This window comes from Arthrobacter oryzae (assembly GCF_003634095.1).
In the GTDB taxonomy this organism is placed as follows: Bacteria; Actinomycetota; Actinomycetes; order Actinomycetales; family Micrococcaceae; genus Arthrobacter; species Arthrobacter oryzae.
In genome coordinates this window covers 356,400-382,641 of record NZ_RBIR01000004.1, presented here as the reverse complement: position 1 = coordinate 382,641, position 26,242 = coordinate 356,400, and the positions used below count along the sequence as shown (strand labels likewise).

General features: G+C 67.4%; 26 protein-coding genes. 6 read left to right on the top strand and 20 right to left on the bottom strand.

The window, feature by feature from the left end:
• Positions 1 to 68: 68 nt before the first annotated feature.
• Both moaA and C8D78_RS11925 read left to right on the top strand, forming a co-directional pair.
• On the top strand, positions 69 to 1,223 hold the full coding sequence (gene moaA, locus C8D78_RS11930) for a GTP 3',8-cyclase MoaA (protein ID WP_120953930.1): 1,155 nt from the start codon (positions 69 to 71) through the stop codon (positions 1,221 to 1,223).
• A gap of 7 nt (positions 1,224 to 1,230) precedes the next feature.
• Positions 1,231 to 1,497: a MoaD/ThiS family protein gene (locus C8D78_RS11925; RefSeq protein WP_120953928.1), complete on the top strand. Its 267-nt coding sequence runs from the start codon at positions 1,231 to 1,233 to the stop codon at positions 1,495 to 1,497.
• Positions 1,498 to 1,534: 37 nt separating this feature from the next.
• Here C8D78_RS11925 and C8D78_RS11920 read toward each other — a convergent pair whose 3' ends face one another.
• The 10 genes from C8D78_RS11920 to C8D78_RS11875 form a co-directional block, all read right to left on the bottom strand.
• Entirely contained in the window at positions 1,535 to 2,032 is a 498-nt protein-coding gene (locus C8D78_RS11920) for a DUF1579 domain-containing protein (protein WP_120953926.1), read from the bottom strand.
• A gap of 77 nt (positions 2,033 to 2,109) precedes the next feature.
• On the bottom strand, positions 2,110 to 3,453 hold the full coding sequence (locus C8D78_RS11915) for a M16 family metallopeptidase (protein ID WP_120953924.1): 1,344 nt from the start codon (positions 3,451 to 3,453) through the stop codon (positions 2,110 to 2,112).
• A gap of 192 nt (positions 3,454 to 3,645) precedes the next feature.
• Positions 3,646 to 5,913 (bottom strand): polyribonucleotide nucleotidyltransferase, encoded by a 2,268-nt coding sequence (locus C8D78_RS11910; RefSeq protein WP_120953922.1) that lies wholly within the window; start codon positions 5,911 to 5,913, stop codon positions 3,646 to 3,648.
• A 247-nt stretch (positions 5,914 to 6,160) separates the two neighbouring features.
• Positions 6,161 to 6,430, bottom strand: coding sequence for a 30S ribosomal protein S15 (rpsO, locus tag C8D78_RS11905; RefSeq protein ID WP_120953920.1), 270 nt, complete (start codon positions 6,428 to 6,430; stop codon positions 6,161 to 6,163).
• Positions 6,431 to 6,571: 141 nt separating this feature from the next.
• The gene (gene kynU / locus C8D78_RS11900; RefSeq protein WP_120953918.1) at positions 6,572 to 7,909 is read right to left on the bottom strand and encodes a kynureninase; all 1,338 of its coding nucleotides are present in this window, start codon (positions 7,907 to 7,909) and stop codon (positions 6,572 to 6,574) included.
• On the bottom strand, positions 7,906 to 8,760 hold the full coding sequence (kynA, locus tag C8D78_RS11895) for a tryptophan 2,3-dioxygenase (RefSeq protein WP_120953916.1): 855 nt from the start codon (positions 8,758 to 8,760) through the stop codon (positions 7,906 to 7,908). The genes kynU and kynA overlap by 4 nt, the downstream gene beginning before the upstream one ends.
• A gap of 99 nt (positions 8,761 to 8,859) precedes the next feature.
• Positions 8,860 to 9,843, bottom strand: coding sequence for a bifunctional riboflavin kinase/FAD synthetase (locus tag C8D78_RS11890; RefSeq protein WP_120953914.1), 984 nt, complete (start codon positions 9,841 to 9,843; stop codon positions 8,860 to 8,862).
• Between the two features lie 190 nt (positions 9,844 to 10,033).
• Positions 10,034 to 10,417: a hypothetical protein gene (locus tag C8D78_RS11885; RefSeq protein WP_120953912.1), complete on the bottom strand. Its 384-nt coding sequence runs from the start codon at positions 10,415 to 10,417 to the stop codon at positions 10,034 to 10,036.
• A 9-nt stretch (positions 10,418 to 10,426) separates the two neighbouring features.
• Positions 10,427 to 11,164 carry a P-loop NTPase family protein gene (locus C8D78_RS11880; protein ID WP_208641938.1) on the bottom strand — a complete coding sequence of 246 codons (738 nt, stop codon included), beginning with the start codon at positions 11,162 to 11,164 and terminating at the stop codon, positions 10,427 to 10,429.
• Positions 11,165 to 11,345: 181 nt separating this feature from the next.
• Positions 11,346 to 13,247 (bottom strand): HNH endonuclease signature motif containing protein, encoded by a 1,902-nt coding sequence (locus C8D78_RS11875; RefSeq protein ID WP_244208367.1) that lies wholly within the window; start codon positions 13,245 to 13,247, stop codon positions 11,346 to 11,348.
• A 231-nt stretch (positions 13,248 to 13,478) separates the two neighbouring features.
• On the opposite strand from C8D78_RS11875, the gene C8D78_RS11870 reads away from it, so the two are divergent.
• Positions 13,479 to 14,060, top strand: a complete 582-nt coding sequence (locus tag C8D78_RS11870; protein WP_120953910.1) for an NUDIX domain-containing protein — start codon at positions 13,479 to 13,481, stop codon at positions 14,058 to 14,060.
• A 110-nt stretch (positions 14,061 to 14,170) separates the two neighbouring features.
• On the opposite strand, the gene C8D78_RS11865 is transcribed toward C8D78_RS11870, so the two are convergent.
• From C8D78_RS11865 to truB, 3 genes are read right to left on the bottom strand one after another with little or no spacing between them, the layout of a single operon-like run.
• Entirely contained in the window at positions 14,171 to 14,722 is a 552-nt protein-coding gene (locus tag C8D78_RS11865) for a hypothetical protein (RefSeq protein WP_244208366.1), read from the bottom strand.
• 1 nt (position 14,723) lies between these two features.
• On the bottom strand, positions 14,724 to 15,077 hold the full coding sequence (locus C8D78_RS11860; RefSeq protein ID WP_120953908.1) for a hypothetical protein: 354 nt from the start codon (positions 15,075 to 15,077) through the stop codon (positions 14,724 to 14,726).
• Positions 15,077 to 16,087, bottom strand: a complete 1,011-nt coding sequence (gene truB / locus C8D78_RS11855; RefSeq protein ID WP_244208365.1) for a tRNA pseudouridine(55) synthase TruB — start codon at positions 16,085 to 16,087, stop codon at positions 15,077 to 15,079. The genes C8D78_RS11860 and truB overlap by 1 nt, the downstream gene beginning before the upstream one ends.
• 112 nt (positions 16,088 to 16,199) lie before the next feature.
• Here truB and C8D78_RS11850 point away from each other — a divergent pair, with 112 nt between their 5' ends.
• Together C8D78_RS11850 and C8D78_RS11845 are read left to right on the top strand one after the other, a co-directional pair.
• Positions 16,200 to 17,414 carry a pyridoxal phosphate-dependent aminotransferase gene (locus tag C8D78_RS11850; protein WP_120953904.1) on the top strand — a complete coding sequence of 405 codons (1,215 nt, stop codon included), beginning with the start codon at positions 16,200 to 16,202 and terminating at the stop codon, positions 17,412 to 17,414.
• 92 nt (positions 17,415 to 17,506) lie between these two features.
• Positions 17,507 to 17,716: a hypothetical protein gene (locus tag C8D78_RS11845; protein ID WP_028278246.1), complete on the top strand. Its 210-nt coding sequence runs from the start codon at positions 17,507 to 17,509 to the stop codon at positions 17,714 to 17,716.
• 32 nt (positions 17,717 to 17,748) lie between these two features.
• Here C8D78_RS11845 and C8D78_RS11840 read toward each other — a convergent pair whose 3' ends face one another.
• The 7 genes from C8D78_RS11840 to C8D78_RS11810 form a co-directional block, all read right to left on the bottom strand.
• Positions 17,749 to 18,093: a CU044_2847 family protein gene (locus C8D78_RS11840; RefSeq protein WP_120954130.1), complete on the bottom strand. Its 345-nt coding sequence runs from the start codon at positions 18,091 to 18,093 to the stop codon at positions 17,749 to 17,751.
• Positions 18,094 to 18,175: 82 nt separating this feature from the next.
• The gene (gene trxA, locus C8D78_RS11835) at positions 18,176 to 18,598 is read right to left on the bottom strand and encodes a thioredoxin (protein ID WP_425266699.1); all 423 of its coding nucleotides are present in this window, start codon (positions 18,596 to 18,598) and stop codon (positions 18,176 to 18,178) included.
• Between the two features lie 218 nt (positions 18,599 to 18,816).
• Complete coding sequence (rbfA, locus tag C8D78_RS11830) at positions 18,817 to 19,326, bottom strand: 30S ribosome-binding factor RbfA (RefSeq protein ID WP_120953900.1); 510 nt, start codon at positions 19,324 to 19,326, stop codon at positions 18,817 to 18,819.
• 228 nt (positions 19,327 to 19,554) lie between these two features.
• Positions 19,555 to 22,455: a translation initiation factor IF-2 gene (infB, locus tag C8D78_RS11825; protein WP_120953898.1), complete on the bottom strand. Its 2,901-nt coding sequence runs from the start codon at positions 22,453 to 22,455 to the stop codon at positions 19,555 to 19,557.
• Between the two features lie 152 nt (positions 22,456 to 22,607).
• Positions 22,608 to 22,979, bottom strand: a complete 372-nt coding sequence (locus C8D78_RS11820; RefSeq protein WP_120953896.1) for a YlxR family protein — start codon at positions 22,977 to 22,979, stop codon at positions 22,608 to 22,610.
• Positions 22,980 to 23,198: 219 nt separating this feature from the next.
• Positions 23,199 to 24,179 (bottom strand): transcription termination factor NusA, encoded by a 981-nt coding sequence (gene nusA, locus C8D78_RS11815; RefSeq protein ID WP_120953894.1) that lies wholly within the window; start codon positions 24,177 to 24,179, stop codon positions 23,199 to 23,201.
• Positions 24,179 to 24,796 (bottom strand): ribosome maturation factor RimP, encoded by a 618-nt coding sequence (locus tag C8D78_RS11810; RefSeq protein WP_120953892.1) that lies wholly within the window; start codon positions 24,794 to 24,796, stop codon positions 24,179 to 24,181. Before C8D78_RS11810 ends, nusA begins: the two co-directional genes overlap by 1 nt.
• A 105-nt stretch (positions 24,797 to 24,901) precedes the next feature.
• Between C8D78_RS11810 and C8D78_RS11805 the strand changes: the two genes are divergently transcribed.
• Positions 24,902 to 26,239: a DUF4439 domain-containing protein gene (locus C8D78_RS11805; protein ID WP_244208364.1), complete on the top strand. Its 1,338-nt coding sequence runs from the start codon at positions 24,902 to 24,904 to the stop codon at positions 26,237 to 26,239.
• The last annotated feature ends 3 nt before the right edge of the window (positions 26,240 to 26,242 follow it).

The window sequence follows — 26,242 nt, the reverse complement described above, 5'->3', positions numbered from 1 at the left end:
CCAAAGACGTAATATCCCTGCCGACATGCGGCTGTGCCGTCTGCCGCGACGTGGCGTAGCCTGACTCTATGACAGTTCAACTGGGTATGCCCCAGCCCCGCGAGGCAGGCAGTCCAGGAGTCGGCATGCCTGCTTCGGCCGCCCAGTCCGGTCCAGCTGTACAGTCCGGCCGCCCGGAAGGCCTGCCTGCCGGGCTTGTGGACCGCTACGGCCGCCGCGCCACGGACATGCGGCTGTCACTGACGGACAAATGCAATCTGCGCTGCACGTATTGCATGCCGGCCGAGGGCCTGGAGTGGTTGTCCAAGCAGGCAGTGATGTCCGCGGCGGAAATCGTCCGGATCGTGCGGATCGGCGTGGACATGCTGGGGGTGCGGGAACTCCGGCTCACCGGCGGCGAACCGCTGGTCCGCGCCGACCTCCTCGACATCATTGCCGCCTTGCGCCAGGCGCACCCCGAGCTGCCAATCTCCATGACCACCAACGCCGTCGGCCTGGACAAGAAAGCCGCCGGGTTGAAGGCCGCGGGACTGTCCCGGATCAACGTCTCGCTGGACTCCCTGCACGAGGAAACCTTTACCCAGCTGACCCGCCGGCCCTTCCTGGACAAGGTCCTCGCCGGCGTCGACGCGGCCTGGGCCGCCGGCCTGGGCCCGGTCAAGCTGAATGCCGTGCTCATGCGCGGGATCAACGACGCCGAATCCCCGTCCCTGCTGGCCTGGGCGCTGGATCGCGGCTATGAGCTGCGTTTCATCGAGCAGATGCCGCTGGACGCGGATCACGGCTGGACCCGCCGGAACATGATTACCGCCGCGGAGATCCGCGAACTGCTCTCCGCCGACTACGTTCTCAGTTCCGATCCGCGGGACCGCGACGGCGCCCCGGCCGAGCGGTTCGAAGTCCGGGCCCGTGTTCCCGGCAGCGAGGCCACCGGCCCCGTTCTCGGCACCGTGGGCATCATCGCCTCGGTCACCGAGCCGTTCTGCTCGGACTGCCGCCGCACGCGCATCACCGCCGAGGGCAAGATCATGAGCTGCCTGTTCTCCCGGGAGGAAGTGGACCTGCTGGGACTGCTGCGGGAGGGCGCCAGCGACGAACAGCTCGCCGAACGCTGGCAGGATGCCATGTGGATCAAGCCCAAGGCGCACGGCATGGATCATGTGGGCCTCGACGCCCCCGACTTTGTCCAGCCGGACCGCAGCATGAGCGCCATCGGAGGCTGACCTTTTCGTGAACGTACGCTACTTCGCTGCCGCGCGCGCTGCCGCCGGCGTGGATGAAGAACGCTTTGAGCTCGCCGACGGCGACACCCTCGCCTCACTGCTGGAGGCGATCCTCGCCGTCGAGCGCCCCGAACCGCCGGCCGGCACACCGCCGCTGGCCCGCATCCTCTCCCGCTCCAGTTTCCTGCTCAACGAGGTCGCCGTGCGTGACCATGCCGCGGCGCTCAAACCTGCCGACGTCGTGGATGTGCTGCCGCCGTTCGCCGGCGGCTAAGCCTCCAGCGCCTCCCGCACGCTTCCCGCGCGAAGCCTCAGGCCAGGATCGCGGCGCCCTCAGGGACGCGGCGGCAGACCGTGGTCATGAACGGGGCGAACTCGCTCGCCTTGCCCAGCCGGAGGCCCGCTGTGTGCGTGAGTACGCCGTCGTCCACCCGGAAGGTGTGCCGTGCGGTCCCCCTGTCACTGCGCCGTTCCACGGTTAGGTTGCCGCCCTCCCAGCTGGCGCGCGCGGGTGGTTCGGGCGGCAGCCCCAGGCTATTGACGTGGTACCAGAAGGTGTCCGGGTGGTCCGGGTCCATCGTGAAGGCGCCATGGCCTTCGGAGCGGGTTCCGTCCTGATCCGTGTGGCGGTAGCTCTGGGTGACGGCCAGCCCTGCCGCCGCCGACGAGAAGATGATCTCGGTTTCCGCGCTGCGCGCCGGACCCCACGCGGTGGCCTCCCAGTGCGTGGTCCCCGTCCAGCGGCCCAGGAATGGCTCAAGCACGGCGCATGCACTGCCTGGCAGCGGCCGGTCCACAGTTCCTCCCATGCGGAGTTCCTCCCGAGTGACCCCGCCACCATCATCACGCCGTGCCTGCGCCGGTGTAAAGACCGGTGGCCTGGGTGCTAGAGCCCGAAGGTCTCGGTTTCTTCGAACGGACCGACCACTGTGACGGTCCGCGGGGCGGCCGCGAGCTCACGGGCGAGCTGCTGGACTTCGGCGGCGGTGACGGCCTTGATCTGGCGCAGCGTCTCATCGATGTCCTGGTACTCGCCAGAGACCAGTTCCGCGCGGCCCAGCCGGGACATCCGGGAACCGGTATCCTCCAGCGCCAGCACAATGCCGCCGCACAGCTGTCCCACGGCCTTGCGGAGCTCCTCATCGGAAATGCCGTCCGCGGCCAGCTTGTCCAATTCGGCACCGAGCAGGTCGACGACCTGCCGGACCTTCGACGGCGTGCATCCGGCGTACATGCCGAAGTAGCCGGCGTCCGCGTAGGAGGAGGCGAAGGAGTAGGTGGAGTAGACGAGTCCGCGCTTCTCGCGTACCTCCTGGAACAGCCGTGAGGACATGCCACCGCCAAGCACGGCGTTAAGCACGCTCATGACAAAGCGACGGTCGTCCGTGGCAACGAGGGACGGGCAGCCCATGATGATGTTGGCCTGTTCCACTGGGCGCTTGACCACATGCAGGCCCGCAGTCCCGGTGATGGCCGCACGTTCGGTGGACCGGCGCTGCACGGGGGCGGCCGCGGGCTCAAGGTTCCAGCCGGCGGAGTGCAGGGCATCCACCACAAGCCCGCAGACGACGTCGTGGTCCAGTCCGCCGGCCGCGGTGACCACGAGCTCGTCGGGACGGTAGTAGCGGCGGTAGTGGTCCCACACCGAGTCCCGGGCCACGGCCCGGATGGCTGCCGGGGTGCCGCCAATCGGGCGGCCCAGCGGGTGGGATCCGAGGACCGCCTCCACGAAGTGCTCATGCGCGACGTCGGTGGGATCATCGCTGTCCATCGCGATCTCTTCGAGAATGACGTCGCGTTCCTGCTCCATCTCCTGCGGGTCCAGGACGGCGCCGGTGATCATGTCCGCAATGACGTCGATCGCCATGGGCAGGTCGCTGTCCAGGACGCGGGCGAAGTAGCAGGTGCTTTCCTTCGCGGTGGCCGCGTTCGACTCGCCGCCGACCTCGTCGAAGGCCGACGCGATTTCCAGGGCCGTCCGGCGCTTAGTGCCTTTGAACAGCAGATGTTCCAGGAAGTGCGTGGAGCCGTGCTGCCCGGGGGCCTCATCGCGCGAACCAACCCCGACCCAAAACCCGATCGTTGCCGAGCGCTGGCCGGGCATGGCCTCGGTCAGCACACGCACGCCGCCGGGAAGCACCGAGCGGCGAACCTCGGAACCGCCGTCGGCTCCGTGGATCAGGGTGTCTGCGTGCTGGTTCTGCTCAAGCGGCAGGGGGACGACTGTCATCAAGGCCTTTCCATAAAACCGTCAAAAAAATACGTCAAATCTGCCTGCCATCGTACCAGCGGACCACTCCCCCGGTTGAGGCCTCAAACCATCCGGAGGCATCAACCACAGGCCGGGAGCATCCGCGGTGGCGTTAACCGGCAGCGGGGCCGGCGGATGATCCGCCGGCCCCGCTGTCTGACTCAGAAGAGACTACTCTGCGGCGTCCGCGGAGACCTCAGCGTTGTCTGTGTTTTCTGCGTTCGCAGCGTCTGCAGCGCCCGCCTCGTCAGCGACCACCGGAGAGAGGGAAAGCTTTCCGCGGTCATCGATCTTGGTGATTTCCACCTGGATCTTCTGGCCCACGGAGACGACGTCATCGACGTTGTCCACGCGCTTGCCGCCGGCGATCTTGCGGAGCTCGGAGATGTGCAGGAGGCCGTCCTTGCCCGGGGTCAGTGACACGAAGGCACCGAACGTGGTGGTCTTGACAACCGTGCCCAGGTACCGCTCGCCGATTTCCGGGATCTGCGGGTTGGCGATGGCGTTGATCGCGGACCGTGCTGCGTCGGCAGACGGGCCGTTGGTGGCGCCAATGTAGACCGTGCCGTCGTCCTCGATTGAGATGTCGGCTCCGGTGTCTTCCTGGATCTGGTTGATCATCTTGCCCTTCGGGCCGATGACCTCGCCGATCTTGTCAACCGGGATCTTGACCGCGATGACGCGCGGCGCGAACTCGGAGAGCTCGTCCGGGGTGTCGATCGCCGAGTTCAGGACGTCCAGGATGTGCAGGCGCGCCTCGCGGGCCTGCTTCAGGGCGGCGGCCAGGACGGAGGCCGGGATGCCGTCGAGCTTGGTGTCCAGCTGGATGGCCGTGACGAACTCGGAGGTACCGGCAACCTTGAAGTCCATGTCGCCGAAGGCATCTTCGGCGCCGAGGATATCGGTCAGGGCGGCGTAGCGGGTCTGACCGTCAACCTGGTCGGAGACCAGGCCCATGGCGATACCGGCAACGGCAGCCTTCAGCGGCACACCTGCGTTGAGCAGGGACAGCGTGGAGGCGCAGACGGAACCCATCGACGTCGAACCGTTGGAGCTGAGAGCCTCAGACACCTGGCGGATGGCGTAGGGGAATTCCTCGCGGGAGGGCAGCACCGGCATGATGGCGCGCTCTGCGAGGGCACCGTGGCCGATTTCGCGGCGCTTCGGGGAACCGACGCGGCCGGTCTCGCCGGTGGAGTACGGCGGGAAGTTGTAGTTGTGCATGTAGCGCTTGCGCGTCACCGGAGACAGCGAGTCGATCTGCTGTTCCATCTTGAGCATGTTCAGCGTGGTGACACCCATGATCTGGGTCTCGCCGCGCTCGAAGATGGCCGAGCCGTGGACGCGGGGCAGAACCTCAACCTCGGCGGTGAGCTGACGGATGTCCGTCAGGCCGCGGCCGTCGATGCGGATCTGGTCCTTGAGGATGCGCTGGCGCACAACCTGCTTGGTGACGGAGCGGAAGGCTGCGGACAGCTCCTTCTCACGGCCTTCGAACTGGCCGGCCAGGGAAGAGGTGACCTCGTCCTTGAGCTCGTCCGAAGCGGTGTCGCGCTCCTGCTTGTCGGCGATCTGGAAGACAGCGGCCAGCTTCTCGGCGGCAGCGGACTCCACAGCGGCGTAGACGTCATCCTGGTAGTCCAGGAAGACCGGGAACTCGACGGTCGGCTTGGCGGCGCGTGCAGCCAGGTCGGACTGTGCCTCGCACAGGGCCTTGATGAACGGCTTGGCAGCCTCGAGGCCCTCGGAGACGACCTCTTCGGTCGGGGCGGTGGCGCCCTGTTCCTTGATGAGGTTCCAGGAGTTGTCGGTGGCTTCGGCTTCAACCATCATGATGGCGACGTCGTCACCGGCGATGCGGCCGGCAACGACCATGTTGAAGACGGCGTTCTCCAGCTGGGAGTGCTTCGGGAACGCAACCCACTGCGAGCCGTGCTCGTCGGCAACGAGGGCAACGCGGACGCCGCCGATCGGGCCGGAGAAGGGCAGGCCGGAGAGCTGGGTGGACATTGAGGAGGCGTTGATGGCCACGACGTCGTAGAGCTCGTCCGGGTTGATGGACAGCACGGTGACCACGATCTGGACCTCGTTGCGCAGGCCCTTGACGAACGCGGGGCGCAGCGGGCGGTCCATGAGGCGGCAGGCCAGGATGGCTTCCGTGGACGGACGGCCTTCGCGGCGGAAGAACGAGCCCGGGATGCGACCGGCAGCGTACATGCGCTCCTCGACGTCGACCGTCAGCGGGAAGAAGTCGAAGCCTTCGCGCGGGTGCTTGCCGGCCGTGGTGGCGGACAGCAGAGCGGTCTCTTCATCGATGTAGACCATCGCTGCGCCGGCGGCCTGCTTGGCGAGGCGGCCGGTTTCAAAGCGGATTACACGCTTGCCGAAGCGGCCATTGTCAATGACTGCTTCTGAGAACTGGATTTCGGGACCCTCCATAGAGAGTCACCTCCGTTTCATGGTTCACGGAGCCCAGCCGCATCAACCCAGTCCAGCATCTGTCTACTGTCCTGCACTGCACCCGGTCATCGATCGAGACCCACGGGCGGGACTTCATTCGTTGAAGCCGTTCCCGGGGATCACTACCGAGGACCGCGAATGCGTGATGCGGTTGATCCTCCTGTTTAATTTTGTCCTGAAGAGGGCGGCCCTTTCCGGTCCGGAAGGGGCCGCCCCTTAAAGCTGACTAGCGACGCAGGCCGAGGCGCTCGATGAGCTGACGGTAGCGGGTGATGTCAGTGTTCTTGAGGTAGGTGAGCATGCGCTTGCGACGACCAACCATAGCCAGCAGACCGCGCTGGGTGTGGTAATCGTGCTTGTGCTCCTTCATGTGCTCAGTGAGATCCTTGATCCGCTGAGTCAGGACTGCAACCTGGACCTCCGGCGAACCGGTGTCGCCCTCGGACGTTGCGAAATCCTTGATGATGGACTGCTTTACAGCGGCTTCAAGTGCCACGATAACTCCTAGAGATGTGCCGTGAGGCCCGAAAACAGTAATTCACTGCCGGGGGTGCTGCCCCGGTGTACCCCCTCGGAAGAGCGGGTTGACCGTACGCAGCAGGAACCAGCCGCCACGGACTGCAGCCGGATCCAACGTTTAGTTTAGTGGCACGTCCGCGGTCTTGTCGAAACTGCCGGCCCCGCCGGCCGCGCGGTCCCGCGATGCGGATCCGTTTTCCGACCCTGCCAGCAGCTCGCGGATGGCGGCCACGCCCCGGTAGAGCTCCTCGAAGGAGGTGCTCAGCGGAGACAGCCCGATCCTGATGCCCTGCGGGGCACGGAAATCCGGAATCACATCCTGGTCCCACAAGGTGGCCGTCATTTCACGGAAGGCCGGGTGGTCGATCGTGACATGGCTGCCGCGCAGTTCCGGGTCCCGCGGGGTGGACAGCTCAACGCCCACCGGTGCCAGCCAGGCATCGTAGAGTTCGAGGGCGAAGGCCGTCAGCAGCCGGGACTTCTCCCGCAGTGCGGCCATCCCGACTTCCTCGATCAGGTCCAGCGTGCCGCGCATGGCGAGCATCCCGAAGATGGCCGGAGTGCCGCTGAGGAAGCCCCGGATGCCGGGCGCCGCCTCGTAGCCGGGACCCATCTCGAAGGCGTCCTTGCGTCCCATCCAGCCCCAGATCGGCTGCTGGAGTCCGGGCAGGTGCCGGGCGTTGACGTAGGCGAACGCGGGCGAGCCCGGTCCCCCGTTCAGGTACTTGTACGTGCAGCCTGCCGCGAAGTCGACGTCGGCGTCGTCCAAAGCGATCTCCACCGACCCGGCGGAGTGGCACAGGTCCCAGACCACCAGGGCGCCGGCGTCGTGGATGGCGGCGGTGACTGCGGGCAGGTCCGCGAGGAAGCCGGAGCGGTACGCGATCTGGCTCAGAACCACGACGGCGGTGGCCGGGCCCGTGGCGGCGCGCACTTGATCGACGGTGACGCCGGAGGCGGGATCGGCGTCGATCCAACGCAACGTCAGGCCCTTTTCGCGAGCGATTCCCTCCACCAAGTAGCGGTCGGTGGGGAAATTGTCCGTGTCCAGGACGATTTCGGTGCGCGCCGGATTCGTGACAGCGGCCAGGGCGGCGCGGATCAGCTTGTACAACACCACGGTGGTGGAGTCGGCAATGATGGTCTGTCCGGGCGCCGCTCCCAGCACTGCGCGGCCGAGCTGATCGCCGATGGTCTGCGGCAGCTGGAGCCATTCCTCGTCCCAGCCCCGGATCAGGCGGCCGCCCCAGCTCTCCTGGATGAACTCGCTGATGTCGGTGACGGACCGCTTGAGCGGCCGGCCCAGCGAGTTGCCGTCGAGGTAGGACAGGTCCGTGTCCGTGCCGACGAAGTGCTCCCGGTAGCCGGCCAGCGGATCCGCGGCGTCGAGGGCGCGGGCGCGCTGGCGCAGGCTGTCGGCGCTTTCTCCGGCGGCGTGCGAATTGATCCCGTTCACTGCCCGATCTCCGTCCGCACGGCGAAGAGCTCGGGGAAGAATGTCAGCTCGAGGGCTTTTTGCAGGAACGCGGCACCGCTGGATCCGCCGGTGCCGGCCTTCATGCCGATGGTGCGCTGGACGGTCCGCAGGTGGCGGAAGCGCCAGAGTTGGAAGTTGTCCTCAAGGTCCACGAGCTCCTCACAGGCCTCGTAGGCGCCCCAGTTGTCGGCGGCGTTCTCGTAGATGTACTTGAACACGGGGACAAGTTCCGGGCAGAACTCGTGGGCCTTGGTGACGTCGCGCTCCAGCACGGAGGCCGGGACGTCGAAGCCCTGGCGCTTGAGATACGCGAGGAAGTCGTCGTAGATGCTGGGAGCTTCGAGCAGTTCACGCAGCATCTCGTGGGCTTCCGGGTCCGATTCGAAGACCGGAAGCATCTTGGCGTTCTTGTTCCCGAGGAGGAACTCGACGGCCCGGTACTGGCTGGACTGGAATCCGGATGAGTTGCCGAGGAAGCCGCGGAACTGGGAGTACTCGGTAGGCGTCAGGGTGGCCAGCACCGACCATTGCTCGGTGAGCGTCTTCTGGATGTGCTTGACGCGGGCGATCGCCTTCAGGGCGGACCCGAGATCATCCGAACGCAGCCACGCGGCGGCGCTGCGGAGCTCATGCAGAACCAGCTTCAGCCACAGCTCCGTGGTCTGGTGCTGGATGATGAAGAGCATCTCGTCATGGTGTTCAGGAGTGCTGACCGGCTGCTGGGCGCTGAGCAGGGTGGGCAACTGCAGATAGGACGCATAGCTCATCCGCGTGCTGAAGTCCCGGACGATGTCCCGGTCCAGCTCCCTCGTGTTCTTCTCGATGGTCACGTCTCTTGCCTTCCTTGCCGCATGGCTGCCATTCAGCGCGCGGCTCCAGTGAGTCAGAACGCCGCCGGCGCGGGACAGGACGCCGCTCCGGCTCCGGCGTCAGCGGGAGAACAGGATGTCATGGGCCAGGACGACATCCAGGCGCATCTGCTCCACCAATGCCTCAGCCCCACGGTACGCCACCATGCCGCGGAGCCTGGCGACAAATTCCACCACTACTGTCTGGTCGTACAGATCGAAGTCGTCAGGGGACTCTTCCGGGCGGTCGATCACGTGGGCCTCGACCTGGCGGCTCACGCCGTCGAACGTCGGGTTGGAGCCCACGGAGATCGCTGCGGGCCAGCGGGTTCCCGCCTGGTCCACCAGCCAGCCGGCGTAGATCCCATCCGCGGGAATGTACCCGGTTGCCGTCGACGCAAGGTTTGCCGTGGGGAAGCCGAGGTCGCGGCCCCGGGCGGCACCGTGCACAACCTCGCCGCGCATCCGGTGCGGCCTGCCGAGGACCGCGGCGGCGGTGGCGACGTCTCCCGCGCGCAGGGCCTCGCGCACCCAGGTGGATGAGCAGCGTCGGTCCGTTCCGTCGTCGTCGTGGATGGGAAAGCCTTCGGAGCCGAACTCGCTGATGACAAGCACCTCAAAGCCGAGCTTCTTGCCCAGTTCCTGCATGGTGGAGAGGTCGCCGGAATTACCGCGGCCGAACCGGGCGTCATGCCCGACCACCACGTGGCTCGCCTTCAGCGCATCGACCAGGACCGTGGAGACAAATTCTTCAGGGGTGAGGCTGGCGAGTTCCAGCGAGTACTTCATCACCAGCACCGCATCGAGGCCAAGCTCCCCCAGGGCCACCAGTTTGTCCTCCAGCCCCATGATCAGTTCGGGAGCCGATTCCGGCCGGTGCACCTGCGCGGGGTGCGGATCGAAGGTGATTGCGACCGCGCGGGCATGGTTCAAACGGGCCGTCCGGATGAGCTGCGAGAGCACCTGCTGGTGGCCGCGGTGCACGCCGTCGAAATTGCCGAACGTGACAACCGAAGGACCAAAGTCCGCCGGGACTTCGGACAGATCGTTCCAGATGTGGACCATCACCCTCGCCTTTTGCTGCGTGCCATGAACTCGTCCGGAGGGACCGTGCCGGCTCCGGAACTCTCTAAGATTACCCGCAATCGGGTGCGCTTCCGGACGGTCCGCAGCCCTCCCGGGACAGTGTTCATCCGGCAGGCGGGGGGACCACGGATCAGCGGCGGCACCCTGGCAGCGGCAAGGCCGGCGCGGACTATCGTCCGAGCAGCAGCCTCCGCTGGCTTTCCCGGACGGCGTGATTCCGCCAGTTCCGCCAGTGCAGCAGGGCGGCCGCGAGGAGGAGCGGAACGTGGATCCCGGGAAGATTCCTTGCGAACCAAGGCGGCAGGTAGATGTCCGTAACGGATCCCTTGCCGTCACCGAGGCCGCGCGCGACGGCGGTCAGCGGGCAATGGAAGCCATTGGCGGCAAAGATCAGCGTTTCGCCGGCGACCACGACGGCGGCCACACCCGTCTTCCGGTCCGTCCGGCCTCTGATCCCGGTGTACAGGACGTAGGCCATGCAGGCCTCGATAGTGAACCAGGCGAAAGTGTGGAACGACTTCACTGCCCGCAGCAGCAAACGGCGTTGGTCCATACCTCCACCCTAGGCGCGCAGGGTCGGGCGAGGTTCAGAGGCTTTCGGCCCGGCCGCGCCTGCGCCTCCGCCTGCGCCTGTGCCTCCGTCGGCGCCTGCGCCTGCGCCCGCGCCTGTGCCTCCGTCGGCGCCTGCGCCTGCGCCTGTCCCCGTGCCCGCGGCTTCCAGCCACGCTTCCAATTCCCGGGGCCGCCGGAAGACGATCACGCTCGGCGTATCCCGAACGCCCTGAAGGTCCCGCGCCGCCTGCCTGTCCCCCACCGTCCGCGCGTCGCGTTCGGCCGACAGATCCCGGCCTGCCTGCATGTCCCGGATGACCCGGCGCTTTCGGGCGAAGGATTGAAAGTGCCAGCGGATCACCGAGTCCTTGGCGAGCGCTCGGGCCAATGTCTCCCGGTTTCCGTTGCAGACCACCTGCCCGGTCACGATTCTTCGCACGGTCCGCCGAACCAGCCGGGACAGGGACAGCCAGCGGGGATAGTCAAGCGCGACCACCAACTCCGCCCGGGCCAGGACCAGGTCCCGCCAATCGCCGTACGCACTGTCGGGCACCCAGCGGTCCTGGGCCACGATGGCCGCGCCGAGGGCGCGTTGCTCGGCTGCATCCCGCTGCTCCCAGCCGGGGAGCCAACCGATGCATTCGTCCACCGAAAATTCGGGCAGGCCTGTCGCCTCGGCGTAGGCCCTGGCCGCCGAGGATTTGCCACTGCCCGTCACTCCATAGAAGAGCACACGGGAAGGAGTCACCGGGAAGTTTCTGGAGAGCACGGGGTTCAGCATGCCACAGGTGCTGCGCCGATACTCTGGAGCGCCTCCCTACGGCGTCGCGGGGGCCCGGCCACAGTGGCTGGTCCCCGCACTGGCGACGACTTGCCGCCGGGTAAGTCGTGGAGCACAGCCCGGTTGAGCCGAACAGGCGGTCGGTCGGCTATTCGAGGCGGAAATGCCTGTTCCGTCGGGGTGCCTGGGCCGGGTCGATGTGCGGGGGCGGGACGAACCAGGGAATGCCGGCGCGCATCCGGATGGACCACTGTTCCTTGTGGATCAGGTGGTGGTGGTGCGAACAGAGCAGGGTTCCGTTGGAAGTGCCGGTCTTCCCGCCCCGGGACCAGTAATCGATGTGGTGGGCCTCGCACCAGAGCGCGGGTATGGTGCATTGCGGGAATGCGCAGCCAACGTCCCGGGCCACGAGGGCCTTGCGTATGTGGGGCGGGAAGACCCGGGAGGCGCGGCCGATGTCCAGCACCTGGCCTTCCCCGCCGAACACGACCGGGATGATGTCGGCGTCGCAGGCGAGTTTGCGGACGGTAGAGGCGGTGATCGGGCCGGTGAACATCAGCGAGCCGGACCCTTGGTTCAGGGACTCCGCGCCGCCTGGCACGCCGCCGGCAACCTCGCCCGGGATGCCGGTTCCGCCGAGGCGCTGGAGCAGGTCCCGGTAGTCGATGGTGGCCATGATTTGGGGCCGGAACCCGCCAGTGGCGGGCAGGCCGCCCGCTGCGAGGGCGGCTTTGCAGCCACCGACCAGGCCGTCGAGCAGCCGTTGCGGGCGGGAGCGCCGGTCCAGCGCATCAGCCGCGCCCGCGCCGGCCGGATCGGTTCCGATGCTGACGGCGGTTTCCACGGCATTCCCGGCCGCGGCCGACTTCCCGGCCCCGCCAGCTTCGGTGTTCTGGCCGGTACCGATACTGACGGCAACGGATTCCACTGCGTTCCCGACCGCGGCCGACTGCCCGGCCGCGTCAGCTGCGGTGTCCTGGCCCGTCCCGGCGGCCGTTCCTGTGCGTGGGTTGGTGGCGGTGTTCATGACCGTCACGAGGTGTTCGAATTGGTCGGCAGTGGCGAAGATTTCCAGATGGTGCAGACCATGCCGGGGTTTCCGGATGAACGCGCCCTGGAGCCGGCGCAGGACGTCCTCCGAGGGTTCGGCACCGTCCTGGTCCAGGGCCTCGACCCAGCGCCGGGCGATCCGCGCCAGGAAATCGGGGTCGTTCTCGATTGCCGTCCGGGTCAGGGCGTGTTCCATCGCGGCGGCGGTCTCCGGCGGGCACAAGTGCCGGACCCGGTTCATCGCGGTAGTGATAATGGTCGCGGCGTGCGAAGCGACCTCCCCGGACGCTACGGACGCGGCGAGCTCTTCCCGCGCGGGCGGCCCGGTATGACCGCCGCAATTAGTGCGGGGCAACAACTCACCGGCCAAGGCCAAACGCCGCCGAGCTTCGGGGGCGCTGATCCTCAGCCGCGCCTGCAGGAACTCTGCCGCGTTCCGGTACCCGTCATCCGCCGCAACTGGCACGGCACCCGATACTGCCGCCGGGACTGCGGCCGGCACGGACGGGCCGGCCGCGGGTCCCGTCCCAGACGGGCCGGCCGCGGAACCGGCGTCGGCGTCTTGGGTCCACCCCGTGAGCCAGGTTGCCGGCGTCGCGGCGTCAGCGCCCCAGCCAGCGGCCGGCGGGGCCGCGGCCGACTCTTTGCGCGTCCGGTCCACCGCCGCGGCGCCAATCATCTGGAAGTATTCGACCGTGCGGGACAGTTCCTCCACCCGGCCGGCGAAGTCGGCGGCCTCCCTCAGGCCGAACAGCGCCACATCGGCACGCGCCGCCGGGCTCCATGACCGGAGCAGCGTCAACGCCGCGTCCACAGCGTCCGCAGCGTCAGCCGCGTCGTCTATCGCCATGCCTCCCGCAACATCGTTTTGCATGCTGTACAAGGTCCCGACGCCGTCCGCCGCGCCGGCCACGGCAACACGACCGGGCAGCTGCGAGGCCATCGCCTGGCCGGCCCACGACGGGGCCCGATCCGGGATGAACTCGCCAACGGTTTCCATGACTAAACACTAGCGGCGGGGTCCGACAAGATTCATCGACCTGCTTCTGCTGCGGTCTGACGCCCGGGGCCACGTTGGGCGGCCCGACGCCCGGGAACTCGTCGGCGGCCTGACGGCGCCTGACGCCCGGGGCCACGTTGGGCGGTCTGACGCCCGGGGCCAGCAACCGCTGCCAACCCTGACTTCCGCTGCCGACGTCGTACGAACCGGGGGGCGTGGCAAGCTGGAGGCATGGACAGTACAGCAGCACCCCAAACCGGAGAAGCAGCGTTCAGGACAGGACCATTGGCAGCACCGTTCGCAGGGCCCCTGGCGGGCGATCCGCGCCGCCCATTTGGTCCACGCGACCCTGGCGACGCCTGGGTCGACGGCGAGCGGGGACGGTTCTGGGGACGGTTCGGTTCGGCCGGGCTCCTTGTCCACGATCCGTCAAAGGGCGTCCTGCTCCAGCACCGCGCCCTTTGGAGCGATCAGGGCGGCACCTGGGGACTGCCCGGCGGCGCCCTGCACCAAGGGGAAGAGGCCATTCACGGTGCGCTGCGGGAAGCGCAGGAAGAAGCCGCGGTGCCGCCCGAGAACGTCCGAGTCCTGTTCACCGCGGTGTTCGACGTCGGCTACTGGTCCTACACGACCGTGGTCGCCGAAGCACAGCGGCCCTTCGAAGCCGCGATCAGCGACCCTGAAAGCCTCGAACTGCAGTGGGTAGGGATTGACGCGGTGGCCGACAGGGAACTGCACCCGGGTTTCGCCGCGGCGTGGCCGGCATTGCGAACCAGGCTCACCGAGGCCTTGCGCCGAAGCGGCCGGGCATAGGGGCGAGTCACCGTCGCCTCGGGCGGCTCACGCACAACCCGGCCCGGAAAGTCAGCCCGGAAGCACAGCCCGGACAACAGCCCGGGAAAAGACCCCGAAAGGGATCCCGCTTACGCCTGCCGGGCGGATGGTCGCCGGCGGTACAGCCAGATGAGGCCCAGGATGGGCAACAGCAGCGGGACGAACCCGTAGCCGCGGCCGAACAAGGACCACACTGTCTCGTGCGGGAAGTTCACCGAGTCGAAAACGCTCAGTGCCCCCACCACGAGGACGCCGACAAGCTCCACGAGCACTGCCACCAGGGAGACCTTGAACGCTGTGCGGCCCGGCTTGGCGAGGGATACCGTGGCCACCACGTAGACGACGGCGGCGAAAGCGGACAACAGGTACGCCAGCGGCGCCTCGGAAAACTTCGTCAGGATCTGGTAGCCGGCCCGGGCGGTCGCGGAAATCGCGAATACGGCATAGACCGCAATCAGCAGCCGGCCAGGTCCTGTGTTGCGGGTGTTGGTCGGGGCAGGGGACTTCCCGGGGGTGCCAGCGTTGGTGGACGCAGCGCCCGGCAGCCCGGCATCGGGCTGTTCCGCGATACGGGGATCCGGCGCCGGGTTGCCCGCCCCATCCTGCGAGGGTTTTGCGCTCACGTTTTCTGCCTCTTCCATGTCAGTACCAGATCTGGTTCATTCGGGCCGCCATCACCACGGCGGTAACGCCGACGGCGGCGAGGACGAAGTTGCTCCACCGGGTCCGCTCCAGGATGGCCCAGTACACGGCACCGACCGGGAGCAGCAGCGCCGTCGCCATGTAGCCCCAGAACTCCCACGCCTCCCCCGCCATCCGCTCCCCGCCGGCCACCCGGACAATCGACCCGATCAGATAGACCAGGAGGGAAAGTTCGACGGCGGCCACCGAGAGGATCGTCGTGTCATTGGGCGCCTTTTTCATGATGCCGGCGACGGCGCAGATGATGGTGGACAGCAGACCGACCACCAGAATGATGTAGAAATACGCGTCCACTACTGGCCGGCCCGCTTATCGTTGCCGTGCTCATCACTGCCGAGCTCATCACTGCGAAGCTCATCGCCGCCGTGCTTCTCTTTGCCGTGCTTCTCGTTATCGGGAGCGAACACCAGCACCGGCTTGGCATAGCTTCCGGCGTCGGCCAGCAGGGCCACCAGAGTACCGTCCGGCGCGAAGGCCGCTGCAGGATTCTCAGCGGTGGCTGCCTCCGGCGTGCCGGCGCCGGCTCCGGCGGTGATCCTGCGACCGAAGGAAATCTCCGTGGTCTCCGCCTCGCTGAGTTCACGGTTCGGCATAAGCGCCCGTGCCGCGTCCGAGATCTCCAGGACGTCCAGTTTCTCCGCCAACTGTTCGAGGGTGTGCGCCTGGTCAAGCGTGTAGGGCCCCACCTGGGTCCTGCGCAGCGCCGTCAAGTGGCCGCCGACGCCGAGCGCCTCACCGAGGTCGCGGGCCAGGGCACGGATGTACGTACCGGAGGAGCACTCCACCGTGACGTCCACGTCCAGGGCCTCGCCGTCTGCCACCCCCGTGTGAAGGCGGCGGATTTCATGGACCTCAAAGCGGTGGATCGTCACGGGCCGGGCCGCGAGCTTGACCTCTTCTCCGGACCGGACGCGGGCGTAGGCGCGTTCGCCGTTGACTTTGATGGCGCTCACGCTGCTGGGCACCTGTTCGATCTCCCCGGTCAGGTCCTCGACGCCGGCGCGGACAGCGGCATCGGTGACCCCGGCGGCACTGCGGGTGGCAGTGACCTCCCCTTCGGCGTCGTCCGTAACAGTGGATTCGCCGAGCCTGATGGTGGCGGTGTAGGTCTTGGAGGTGCCCACGATGTAGGTCAGCAGCCGGGTGGCCTTGTTAATGCCGACCACGAGAACGCCGGTGGCCATAGGATCCAACGTCCCGGCGTGACCGACCTTTCGGGTACCGGCGATCCGCCGCATCCGCCCAACCACATCGTGGCTGGTCCAGCCTTGCGGCTTGTCCACTATCACCAGTCCAGAAAGCACGCCTCCCAGTATAGGCGGGCCAGCCGTGCCCCACGGCCCATGGGCCGCCCGGCGGGCCGCTCGACGGCCAAACCCGGGCCCGTTGCAGGCACAGCCCGTTAGGATGGCAAACATGCCCGAGCTTGCCGCACATGTCCGCGACGTCCCGATCAACCAGATCCGCGAGATCACCGAAGCCGCCTGGGCAACGCCCGGGGCGATCGTGCTGAGTATCGGCGAGCCCGGCTTCGCGGTCCCCCGCCATATTCTTGAGGCCGGAATGGCCTGCCTCGACCGGGACGAAACCAACTACACGCCGAACGCCGGAATCCCCGCACTGCGCGAGGCGTTCGCCGCCCGATTCCGCGAACACAACGCGACGCCGGTCGGCGCAGACCGGGTCTACGTGGTCGACGGCGCCCAGCAGGGCCTGCACTTCGCGATGAGCCTGCTGCTCTCCCCCGGGGACGAGATCCTGATTCCCAACCCCGGCTACCCCACTTTTGCCATGACGAGCAGCCTGCTGCACGCCGTTCCGGTGCGCTACCCGCTGTACCCCGAACACGACTTTCAGCCGCGAATCGAGGACATCGAGGCACTCATCACGCCGCGGACCAAGGTGCTGATCCTGAATTCCCCGTCCAACCCGCTCGGCGCCGTCCTGGGCGAGGATCTGACCCGACGGCTCGTGGAGCTGGCGCGTCGGCACGATCTCTGGGTCATTTCGGACGAATGCTACGAGGCGTTCACCTACGACGTCTCGCACGTCAGCCCGGCCCGCTTCGACAGCGAGGTTCCTGGCGAAGCCCGTGTGTTCACCTCGCTCACCCTCTCCAAGACCTACGGGCTGACCGGGCTCCGCATCGGCGCCCTGATCTGCCCGCCGGGCCTGGAGCAGAAGATGAACAACGTCATGGAGGCGATTGTGTCCTGTGTGGCCTCGCCGTCGCAGTACGCGGCGCTGGCTGCCCTGACGGGCCCGCAGGACTACGTTGCCCACGCCCATGCCCACTACCGGGCCAATCGTGACGCGGCCTCCGCCGTGCTGCGCTCCCACGGCATCCCTTACCTCACAGCCCAGGGCGCCTTCTACCTGTGGGCGGATGTCTCCCATGCCAGCGGCGGGGACGTCCGGGCCTGGACGCGGCGCTTCCTGGCGGACTCCGGCGTGGCCTTCGCCCCGGGCACGGCGTTCGGTTCGATCGGCGAGGGCTGGATCCGCATTGCGCTCTGTGGCGGCCAGGCCGATCTCGTGGAGGGCCTCGGGCGCCTGCCTGCACGCGAGCCGGCAGCGGGCCGCGCCGGGTCCACAGACCCTACTGCAGGCACTGCGGGCGTCATAGCCTAAGCACACGGCATTCACAGCTGGCCCGGCTATTCTGGCCTCGGGCCGGCTTGGCCCGTCCGGGTGCCGTGGAGTTCCAGCCAAGGGAGTACATCGTGTGGTGGCAAGACCTGCTGTGGGGTTTCTGGAACGGGCTGACGGCATGGATCGTGCTGATCGCCCATGTTTTCGGATTTTGGAGCGAGTTCCCCTTCTACAACTCCGCCCGCGCCGGGAACTGGTATGACTTCGGCTACCTCCTCGGCATGGGATCTCCCGTGCTCGGCGGCGGGCTGGGAGCCCGCGGGCGGTCCCGACGCCGCTAGCCGGGCCGCCGGGAGAAACCCGCTGCGCGCCCTCAGAGCATGATCTCTTCCTCCGGCGCTATGGCCACGGAAGCCTTGGTGAAGGACATCCGGACGATGAAGTGTCCTTCGGCGGACGTCCTGGCGATAATGGCGCCGGCATCCCCGGCCAGCTTCACACCGAACTGGATTTCCAGATGTTCCGCGCCGAGTTCCTTCATCACTTCGGCGGCGGCGCTGGCCGCCGGCCTGACTGCCGAAAGTGCGTCCTCAAGGCGCCGCCCTGCCTCGAGGATTCCCTGTTCGTTGCGGGAGGGCCGCTCCACACCGAAGCTGTTGTCCTCGACCTCCACCAGCACTGTCCCCGCCCCGACTTCGTAGCGCAAGATCTCGGTCATGGCTTCCTCCATTTCAGCGAGTGTACGGTCGGAAAGATGCAGGCCCTTTGACGCAGGCACCAGGGCGTCACCGCCGGCCCCGTCACCCCGGACCGGCCGAGAGTGCGGCATCGAGCCAGCTGCGCAGTGCAGCGGCCGGGGGCGCTCCGGCCTGACGCGCGGCGACGGTCCCGTTCTTAATGACGAGCAACGTCGGAATGGCCTGGATATCGAACCGACGGGACAGCCCCGGGGAGGTGTCGACGTCGACCTTCACGAGCTTGAATTTACCGGCCCGTTCCTGCGCCAGCTTGTCCAGCACCGGGCTGACCATCCGGCACGGGCCGCACCATGCCGCCCAGAAGTCCACGAGGACCGGAACGGACGACTGCTCCGCAACAACGGGAAAGTCGGCGTCCCCTGCCGCCACGATCCAGGGGAGGTCCCGGCGGCAGCTTCCGCAGCGCGGATGCCCCGCCGCGGCCGCAGGAATCCGGTTGGTCTTCCCGCAGTGCGGGCACTTCATCAGGCTGGAATCCACAGCGCTCCGGCGCCTCCCCGCATACCTGCAGTCATGGTTCCATGGGACTCCCCGCCCCCGGAGGGGCATAGAGTCGAAGGTCCCCCGGCCGCAGCCCCGCCATCGCCGCCGCCGAAACTTGGAACGCCAACCGAAACGGAAGTGGCCGGCCCCTTGTCGGGGGCCGGCCACTTCAGTTGCCTGCGGAAATACTTGCTGCGGTCCTACTTGTTGCGGTCCTCGTCGATGGCATCGTTGTCGATGAGGTCCAGGTCCTCTTCGTCAAAATCGTCCTCGTCGAGTTCCACGTCTTCCGGGGTGTCGGACTTGTAGGGATCGGCGTCGCCGGCGTGCTTGGCATTTTCGGCCAGCGCGGCCACCTCGGCGTCGCGCTTCTTCGCGGCCCGGAGCAGCTCCTCGAGGTTCGATGCGTTGACCGGGATCTGGTCGGCGACGAACTCGAGGGTGGGGGTCAGCCGTACGGTAATGTTGCGGCCGACTTCCTGCCGCAGCACACCCTTGGCCTTCTCGAGCCCCTTGGCAGCATCAGCCTGGGCCACCTCGTCACCGAACACGGTGTAGTAGACAGTTGCGTGCTGCAGGTCGTTGGTCACCCGCGAGTCGGTCACGGTGACGCCCTCGAGCCGCGGATCCTTGACCCGCCGGCCCAGGGCCTCCGCAACGACAACCTTAATCCGCTGCGCCAACTTGGCAGCCCGTGCGGGATCAGCCATGACATCCTCCTGAATTCTAGAAACTTTGGGAGCGCCTGGTGACGTTATCACCATAGCGCGTAGCGGTTGAGGGGGCCCGGGAGTGGCATCGGGCCTGCCGGAGACGGGCGGCCACGATCGAAGATCGCTGGCCGTCCGTCGAAGGGGCGGGGCCCCCTCAATCGCGAAGCGCGGGGCCGCCGGACGAATCCAACGGCCCCGCACCTTTACTGCATTTTGACTTCAGACTTAGACGCGCGGCTTTTCGCGCATCTCGAAGGTCTCGATGATGTCGCCTTCGGTGATGTCGTTGAACGAGCCAAGACCGATACCACACTCGAAGTCCGTGCGGACCTCGGTGGCGTCGTCCTTGAAGCGCTTGAGCGTCTCAACGGTGAGGTTGTCACCGATGATCTTGCCGTCGCGGGTGATCCGGGCCTTCGCGTTGCGTCGGATGACACCCGAACGGACGATCGAGCCTGCGATGTTGCCGAACTTGGAGGAACGGAACACTTCGCGGACCTCGGCGGTGCCAAGCTGGACCTCTTCGTACTCCGGCTTGAGCATGCCCTTGAGGGCTGCCTCAATGTCATCAATTGCTGCGTAGATGACGGAGTAGAAGCGCATGTCCACGCCTTCGCGGTCTGCCAGTTCGGCAACACGCTCGGCGGGCTTGACGTTGAAGCCGATGATGACGGCGCTGTCGACCGTTGCCAGGTTGACGTCGTTCTGCGTGATCGCACCGACACCGCGGTGGATAACGCGGAGCTGGACACCCTCGCCGACGTCGATCTTGAGCAGCGCGTCTTCGAGGGCTTCCACGGCACCGGACACGTCACCCTTGAGGATGAGGTTAAGGGTGTCGATCTTGCCATCGGCGACGGCCTGGTCGAAGTCTTCCAGGCTGATGCGCTTGCGGCGCTTGGCCAGGGCGGCGTTGCGGTCTGCGGCTTCACGCTTCTCGGCGATCTGGCGGGCGGTGCGCTCGTCAGCGGTCACGAAGAAGGTGTCGCCGGCGCGCGGGACGTTGGACAGACCCAGCACCTGTACGGGGCGGGACGGGCCGGCCTCGGTCAGGGCGCTGCCGTCGTCGTCGAACATCGCACGGACGCGGCCGTGAGCCGTGCCTGCCACGATGGTGTCGCCGACGTGCAGGGTACCGGACTGAACCAGGACGGTGGCCACGGAACCGCGGCCCTTGTCCAGGTTGGCTTCAATCGCGATACCGCGGGCGTCCTTGTTCGGGTTGGCGCGCATATCCAGGGCAGCGTCTGCGGTGAGCAGGACGGCGCCGAGGAGCTCGTCGATGTTGAGGTTCTGGCGGGCAGAGACCTCCACGAACATGGTGTCGCCACCGTATTCTTCCGGAACCAGGCCGTACTCGGTCAGCTGGCCGCGGACCTTGTCCGGGTTGGCGCCTTCCTTGTCGATCTTGTTCACGGCCACGACGATCGGCACGTTGGCCGCCTGGGCGTGGTTGAGGGCTTCAACGGTCTGCGGCATAACGCCGTCGTCCGCTGCGACCACCAGGATGGCGATGTCGGTGACCTTCGCACCACGGGCACGCATGGCGGTGAACGCCTCGTGGCCCGGAGTATCGATGAAGGTGATCTTGCGATCGATGCCTTCGTGCGGGTGGGTGACCTGGTAGGCACCGATGTGCTGCGTGATGCCGCCGTGCTCGCCCGCCATAACGTCGGACTTGCGGATGGCATCCAGCAGCCGGGTCTTACCGTGGTCAACGTGACCCATGACGGTGACAACCGGAGGACGCGCCTCGAGGTCTTCATCGCCTTCGGCTTCGAGTTCGGCGTCGAAGTCAATGTCGAAGGTGGAGAGCAGCTCGCGCTCCTCGTCCTCCGGGGACACAACCTGGAGCTTGTAGCCAAGCTCCTCACCCAGCAGGGCAAAGGTCTCTTCATCCAGCGACTGCGTGGCCGTAGCCATTTCGCCGAGGTGGAAGAGGACGGTCACCAGTGCTGCGGGGTTCGCCTCGATCTTGTCGGCAAAGTCCGTGATGGACGAGCCACGGCGAAGCCGGACTACGGTGTTGCCGTCGCCGCGGGGTACGCTCACGCCACCCAGCGACGGAGCACTCATCTGCTCGAGTTCCTGGCGCTTGGCACGCTTCGACTTGCGCTGCTTGCCACGGCCTGCGCCGCCCTTACCGAAGGCACCCTGGGTGCCACCGCGACCGCGGCCGCCCTTGCCGAAGCCACCGCCGGCCGGAGCGCCGCCACCGGCACCGGGAGCACCGGTACCCGGAGCGCCACCCGGACGGCCCGGACCACGGGCGCCGCCGCCGGGACGGCCTGCACCAGCCGGTGCGGGACGTTCGGTGCGGTTAGGCATCATGCCGGGAGTCGGACGGTTTCCGCCGGCCCCTGCCGGACGGCCAGCACCTGCTGCGCCGGCCGGACGCGGAGCACCCGGGCGTGCACCCGGAGCGCCGCCGGTGCGGGGAGCACCGGGACGGGGACCACCAGCGCCTGCTGCGGGACGGGGGCCGCCGGGGCGTTCGCCCTCGGTGCGGCTTCCGCCCGGACGCGGCATGCCCTGGGAAGGAGCGAACGGGTTATTGCCCGGACGCGAGGGACGTTCGTTGTCGCCGCCGCGGCCCCGGGGCATGCCCTGGGACGTGGCGAAGGGGTTGTTGCCGGGACGGGGACCGCCCGGACGAGGTGCAGAACCGCCCTGGCGTGCCGGAGCAGCCGGGGTTTCAGCCTTGGGGGCCGGACGCGCACCGGGCTTGACGCCCGTTGACGGAGCAGCCGGGGCCTGGGCAACCGGGGCTGCCGGAGCCTGGGCGGCGGGGGCAGCCGGAGCGGCGGGCGCGGCGGCAGGTGCCGCAGCGGCCGGAGCCGGAGCTTCAGCCTTGGGTTCCGCAACCTTGGGCGCAGCCGGTCCCGGCGCGGGCGCCGGACGGGTTGCTGCCGGGCTGGCAGCTGCCTGGGGGGCGGACGCCGGAGCTTCGGACTTCGAAGCTGCAGGGGCGTCGGGGAAAGCGTTGCGCAGTTTCCGCACAACGGGAGCCTCGATAGTTGACGAGGCGGAGCGAACGAATTCGCCCAGTTCCTGCAGTTTGGTTACTGCATCTTTGGAAGTAATACCGAGCTCTTTTGCAAGCTCATGTACGCGGACCTTGGCCACATTTCTCCTGTCTCGGTCCGCACCGAGCCAGGCACGAACCGTCTACTTCTTACTGCGGGCCTCCGCCGCGAATGCAGCTGAAAGGCCCATTGCAGAGCGCAACAAAGTTGTCATCGTTGCGCACTCATCGCTGGGAACTCATCGGGTTTCCATCAGTTTTCTGACCCGCTTTCAGGTTGGACGGTTGTTGCTGCGGCCACCGAAGTGCCCACGGCTTGCGTACCGGCAGTGATCCGGCGCTCAACGTCTGCTGTACCGGCTGCACCCTTCAGGGCGCGGCCGAACGCTCGACGCTTGACCGCCAGTGCCAGGCACTTCTCGCTGGGGTGCAGCCATGCTCCCCGGCCAGCCATCCGGCGTCGTTCGTCCACCACGACGGCGGAAGAACCGCCGGCGCCGGCGACGAGCCGGAGTAACTCCGACCGCGACCCTTTTTGTCGGCATCCGATACAGGTGCGCTGCGGCTGATTCCCGAGATGTTGCACATGTGCCACGTTCGAGTATCTTCCTGCCAGTACATCCATATGGTCTTAATCTGCGTCCGCGGGGAATCCGGAAAAAACCGGACGCGCCAAGGACACACGGATACCGGCCGTTAGGCGCGGTCACATCCATTCTAGCCCCTCCGGCGCCCGGGTCCCGAACCCGGGCCTGCCCGTCAGCGCCGAAACCACGGGCGCCCCCGTCAGAGGACGCACAAACAGCGGGCCGCGACCGCGACCCGCTGTTTGTGCGTTTGAGAACTATTTGCCGCTGTTGACGGCTGCGTCAGAGACGATATCGATTCGCCAGCCCGTGAGCTTGGCGGCGAGCCGGGCGTTCTGGCCCTCTTTGCCGATGGCGAGGGAGAGCTGGTAGTCGGGAACAACCACCCGCGCGGAACGGGTCGCCTCGTCGGTGATGGTGACCGAATTCACGCGTGACGGCGAGAGTGCACTCGCGATAAAGGTCGCCGGGTCATCGCTGTAGTCAACGATGTCGATCTTTTCGTCATTGAGTTCGGTCATGACGGCGCGGACGCGCGAACCCATTTCGCCGATGCAGGCGCCCTTGGCATTGACGCCGGGCGTATTGGCCTTGACCGCAATTTTGGTGCGGTGGCCGGCTTCGCGGGCGAGCGCCACGATCTCCACGGAACGGTCCGCGATTTCGGGGACCTCCAGCTCGAAGAGCTTCCGGACGAGCCCCGGGTGGGACCGGGACAGCGTAATCGACGGACCCTTGGTGCCGCGGTGGACGTCGATCACGAAGGCTCGAAGCCGGTTGCCGTGCAGGTACTTCTCGCCGGGAACCTGCTCGGGCGGCGGCAGCAGTGCCTCGACCGTGCCCAGGTTCACCTGGATCATGTGCGGGTTGTTGCCCTGCTGGATGGTGCCGGCGACGAGCTCGCCTTCGCGGCCCTTGAACTGGCCCAGCACGTTGTCATCCTCGGCGTCCCGGAGGCGCTGCAGGATGATCTGCCGTGCGGTGCTCGCCGCGATGCGTCCGAAGCCCGCGGGGGTGTCCTCGAACTCGCCGATCGGGGCGCCGTCGTCGTCGATCTCCGTGGCCCAGATGGTCACGTGGCCGCTCTTGCGATCCAGCTCGGCCCGGGCCTTCTCAAAGGCGCCCGGCGTCTTGTGGTAGGCCACCAACAGGGCCTGCTCAATCGTCGGAATCAGGAGATCCAGCGGGATTTCACGCTCACGCTCCAGGAGTCTCAGCGCGCTCATGTCAATATCCATTAGGCCTCCTCAGAAGGTCCATTGTTTACTTTTTCCAGACCGGCCTCTTCGAGGTGGCTGAACTCTATCTCGACTTTTCCGCTACGGATCCTGTCGAAAGGAAGCTTGACGGGCTCACCCTGTTTGGGCTTCATGCCCTTCTTGACGGCGATTTCCGGGACGAGGGTGACTCCCTCGTCATCGACGGACTGGATCCTGCCGGTGACGTTGTCACCCTGGATCACATTGACGGTGACCATCCGCCCGCGGGCACGGTGCCAGTGCCGCTTGTCGGTCAGTGGACGCCCGACGCCGGGCGAGGAAACCTCAAGCTCATAGGGCCGTGCGTCCATGCTGGGGTCGTTGTCCAGGGTGTCCGAGAGGGTCTTGGAGATCTCCGCGATGACGTCGAGGCCGACGCCGCCGACTTCCTCCTGCGGCAAGTCCACCACCACGTGGACCACGCGGTTGGCGCCTGCGACTTGGATGGATACGTCTTCCAGATACAGCCGGTTCGCCAGCACTGCGGGTTCCAGGAGTGCGTGCAGGCGCTCGGCCTCCACATTGTGAACGGTTGCGGCTTCAGCCTTCCCCGTTCCGGTCCGGTCTGTTGAAGTCGTGGCTTCTGCGTTGGTCATGATGCCGGCCGCCTCCCGCTAGATGATGTTGTGTGTACTAGCCTAGCGATTTTCCGGGCGGCGTGGTGCACTTGCCTTCCGGCCGGCATGACAACATGGTCTGTTGTGAACGATGAATCCCGGGAAAAGCGACGGCAGGGCCACTTCCTCCGGTGGCTTCCCCGCTACGCGCTCCTGGCGTGCCTGGCCCTGGTGGTAGTCAGCCTGGGAGTGGCGATAACGCCGGCCCGCCCGCCGGAGCCCGTGCAGCCGCCCTTTTCCGACCGGGCACGGGCCTCCGCGCTTGCCGAAACCGCGCGGCTGTTGGATGCCGGCAGCCATCTTGGCACCGCGGGGAATGACCGCTCAGCCGGTGTTCGGGCAGATGCGGCGGGCTCCGCCCTCGGGCGGACTGTGACCTTGCTGACAACCCAGGCGCAGGCGCTTCTGGCACCGGGAGAAAAACCCCCGGGGACCCCCGGCGCAGCGCCCGCGGAGTCCGGCCAGGCAACGCCGACGCCGGCCACGTCGCCAGCCTCGCCCGCGCCTTCTGGCGCCGGGCCGTCCACTGCCGGACCTTCCACTGCCGCGCCGTCCACTGCCGGGCCTCCCAACACCGGGCCGTCCACTGCCGGGCCTTCCAACACCGGGCCGTCCGCCGCCGCGCCGGCGACCGCATCGGCTGCGCCGCTGCCCTCGACCGCGGCCGGGCTGGTAACGGCTCTCGCGCACAGCGGCCGCCAGCGCCTCGCAGACGCTGCCATGGCCGACGGGGGCATGGCGCGCCTCCTGGCCGCCGTCGGCACCGCCCAACTGCTCCAGGCCTCTGCCCTCGCGGCGGCCACCGGAACCGCGGCGCCGGCCGCCGACGTGCCCGCGCCCCAACTGACCGGCACGTGCCCGTCCACCTCCGCCGGATCCGGAGAGGGCGCCACCGGCACTGCTTCCCCCTCAGCCCCCGCTTTCACCGCAACTCCGGACGGCGCGGACGGCTCTGAAACGCCGGGCGCCTCCGCGGCCACATCGTCCGCCGCGACCGTGGGAACCGCGCTGGCCGCGGTGGCACGGACGGAAGCACAGACCATCTACGGCTACCAGGTGGCGCTGCCCCGGCTTGACGGCGACGCTGCCAAGTCAGCTGCCGGACAGCTGGCGCACCACGATGCGCTCCTCCGCAGTGCGGAATCGCTCAGCGTGCTCAATTGTTCGGCCGTTCCGCCGCGTGAGGCTGGGTTCACGCTCAGCCACTCCTTCCTGGCCTCCCCCGCCGCGGGTCTCGGCAACCTGGAGGCCTCGGCGTTGCCGGTGTACGGAGACCTCGTGGCACTGAGCGGGGGCGAAACCCGGCAGTGGGCCATTGCGGCCCTGTTCGACGCCGGAAAGCGCACCGTGCTCTGGGGCGCGGATCCGGGCCCGCTGCCCGGCCTGGATCGCGCGGCGCTGCCGCCGCGGCCGGCTGGCTAAGGG

Coding starts and splice junctions, on each gene's coding strand:
- C8D78_RS11915 (WP_120953924.1), bottom strand. CDS start 3,453: ATGACAGTCGTCCCCCTGCCGCTTGAGCAGAACCAGCACGCAGACACC.
- C8D78_RS11850 (WP_120953904.1), top strand. CDS start 16,200: ATGCCCGAGCTTGCCGCACATGTCCGCGACGTCCCGATCAACCAGATC.
- C8D78_RS11840 (WP_120954130.1), bottom strand. CDS start 18,093: ATGACCGAGATCTTGCGCTACGAAGTCGGGGCGGGGACAGTGCTGGTG.
- C8D78_RS11885 (WP_120953912.1), bottom strand. CDS start 10,417: ATGGACCAACGCCGTTTGCTGCTGCGGGCAGTGAAGTCGTTCCACACT.
- moaA (WP_120953930.1), top strand. CDS start 69: ATGACAGTTCAACTGGGTATGCCCCAGCCCCGCGAGGCAGGCAGTCCA.
- rbfA (WP_120953900.1), bottom strand. CDS start 19,326: ATGGCTGATCCCGCACGGGCTGCCAAGTTGGCGCAGCGGATTAAGGTT.
- C8D78_RS11890 (WP_120953914.1), bottom strand. CDS start 9,843: ATGGTCCACATCTGGAACGATCTGTCCGAAGTCCCGGCGGACTTTGGT.
- trxA (WP_425266699.1), bottom strand. CDS start 18,598: ATGAAGTGCCCGCACTGCGGGAAGACCAACCGGATTCCTGCGGCCGCG.
- C8D78_RS11910 (WP_120953922.1), bottom strand. CDS start 5,913: ATGGAGGGTCCCGAAATCCAGTTCTCAGAAGCAGTCATTGACAATGGC.
- C8D78_RS11875 (WP_244208367.1), bottom strand. CDS start 13,247: ATGGAAACCGTTGGCGAGTTCATCCCGGATCGGGCCCCGTCGTGGGCC.
- C8D78_RS11820 (WP_120953896.1), bottom strand. CDS start 22,979: ATGGATGTACTGGCAGGAAGATACTCGAACGTGGCACATGTGCAACAT.
- C8D78_RS11810 (WP_120953892.1), bottom strand. CDS start 24,796: ATGACCAACGCAGAAGCCACGACTTCAACAGACCGGACCGGAACGGGG.
- nusA (WP_120953894.1), bottom strand. CDS start 24,179: ATGGATATTGACATGAGCGCGCTGAGACTCCTGGAGCGTGAGCGTGAA.
- C8D78_RS11870 (WP_120953910.1), top strand. CDS start 13,479: ATGGACAGTACAGCAGCACCCCAAACCGGAGAAGCAGCGTTCAGGACA.
- C8D78_RS11920 (WP_120953926.1), bottom strand. CDS start 2,032: ATGGGAGGAACTGTGGACCGGCCGCTGCCAGGCAGTGCATGCGCCGTG.
- C8D78_RS11865 (WP_244208366.1), bottom strand. CDS start 14,722: ATGGAAGAGGCAGAAAACGTGAGCGCAAAACCCTCGCAGGATGGGGCG.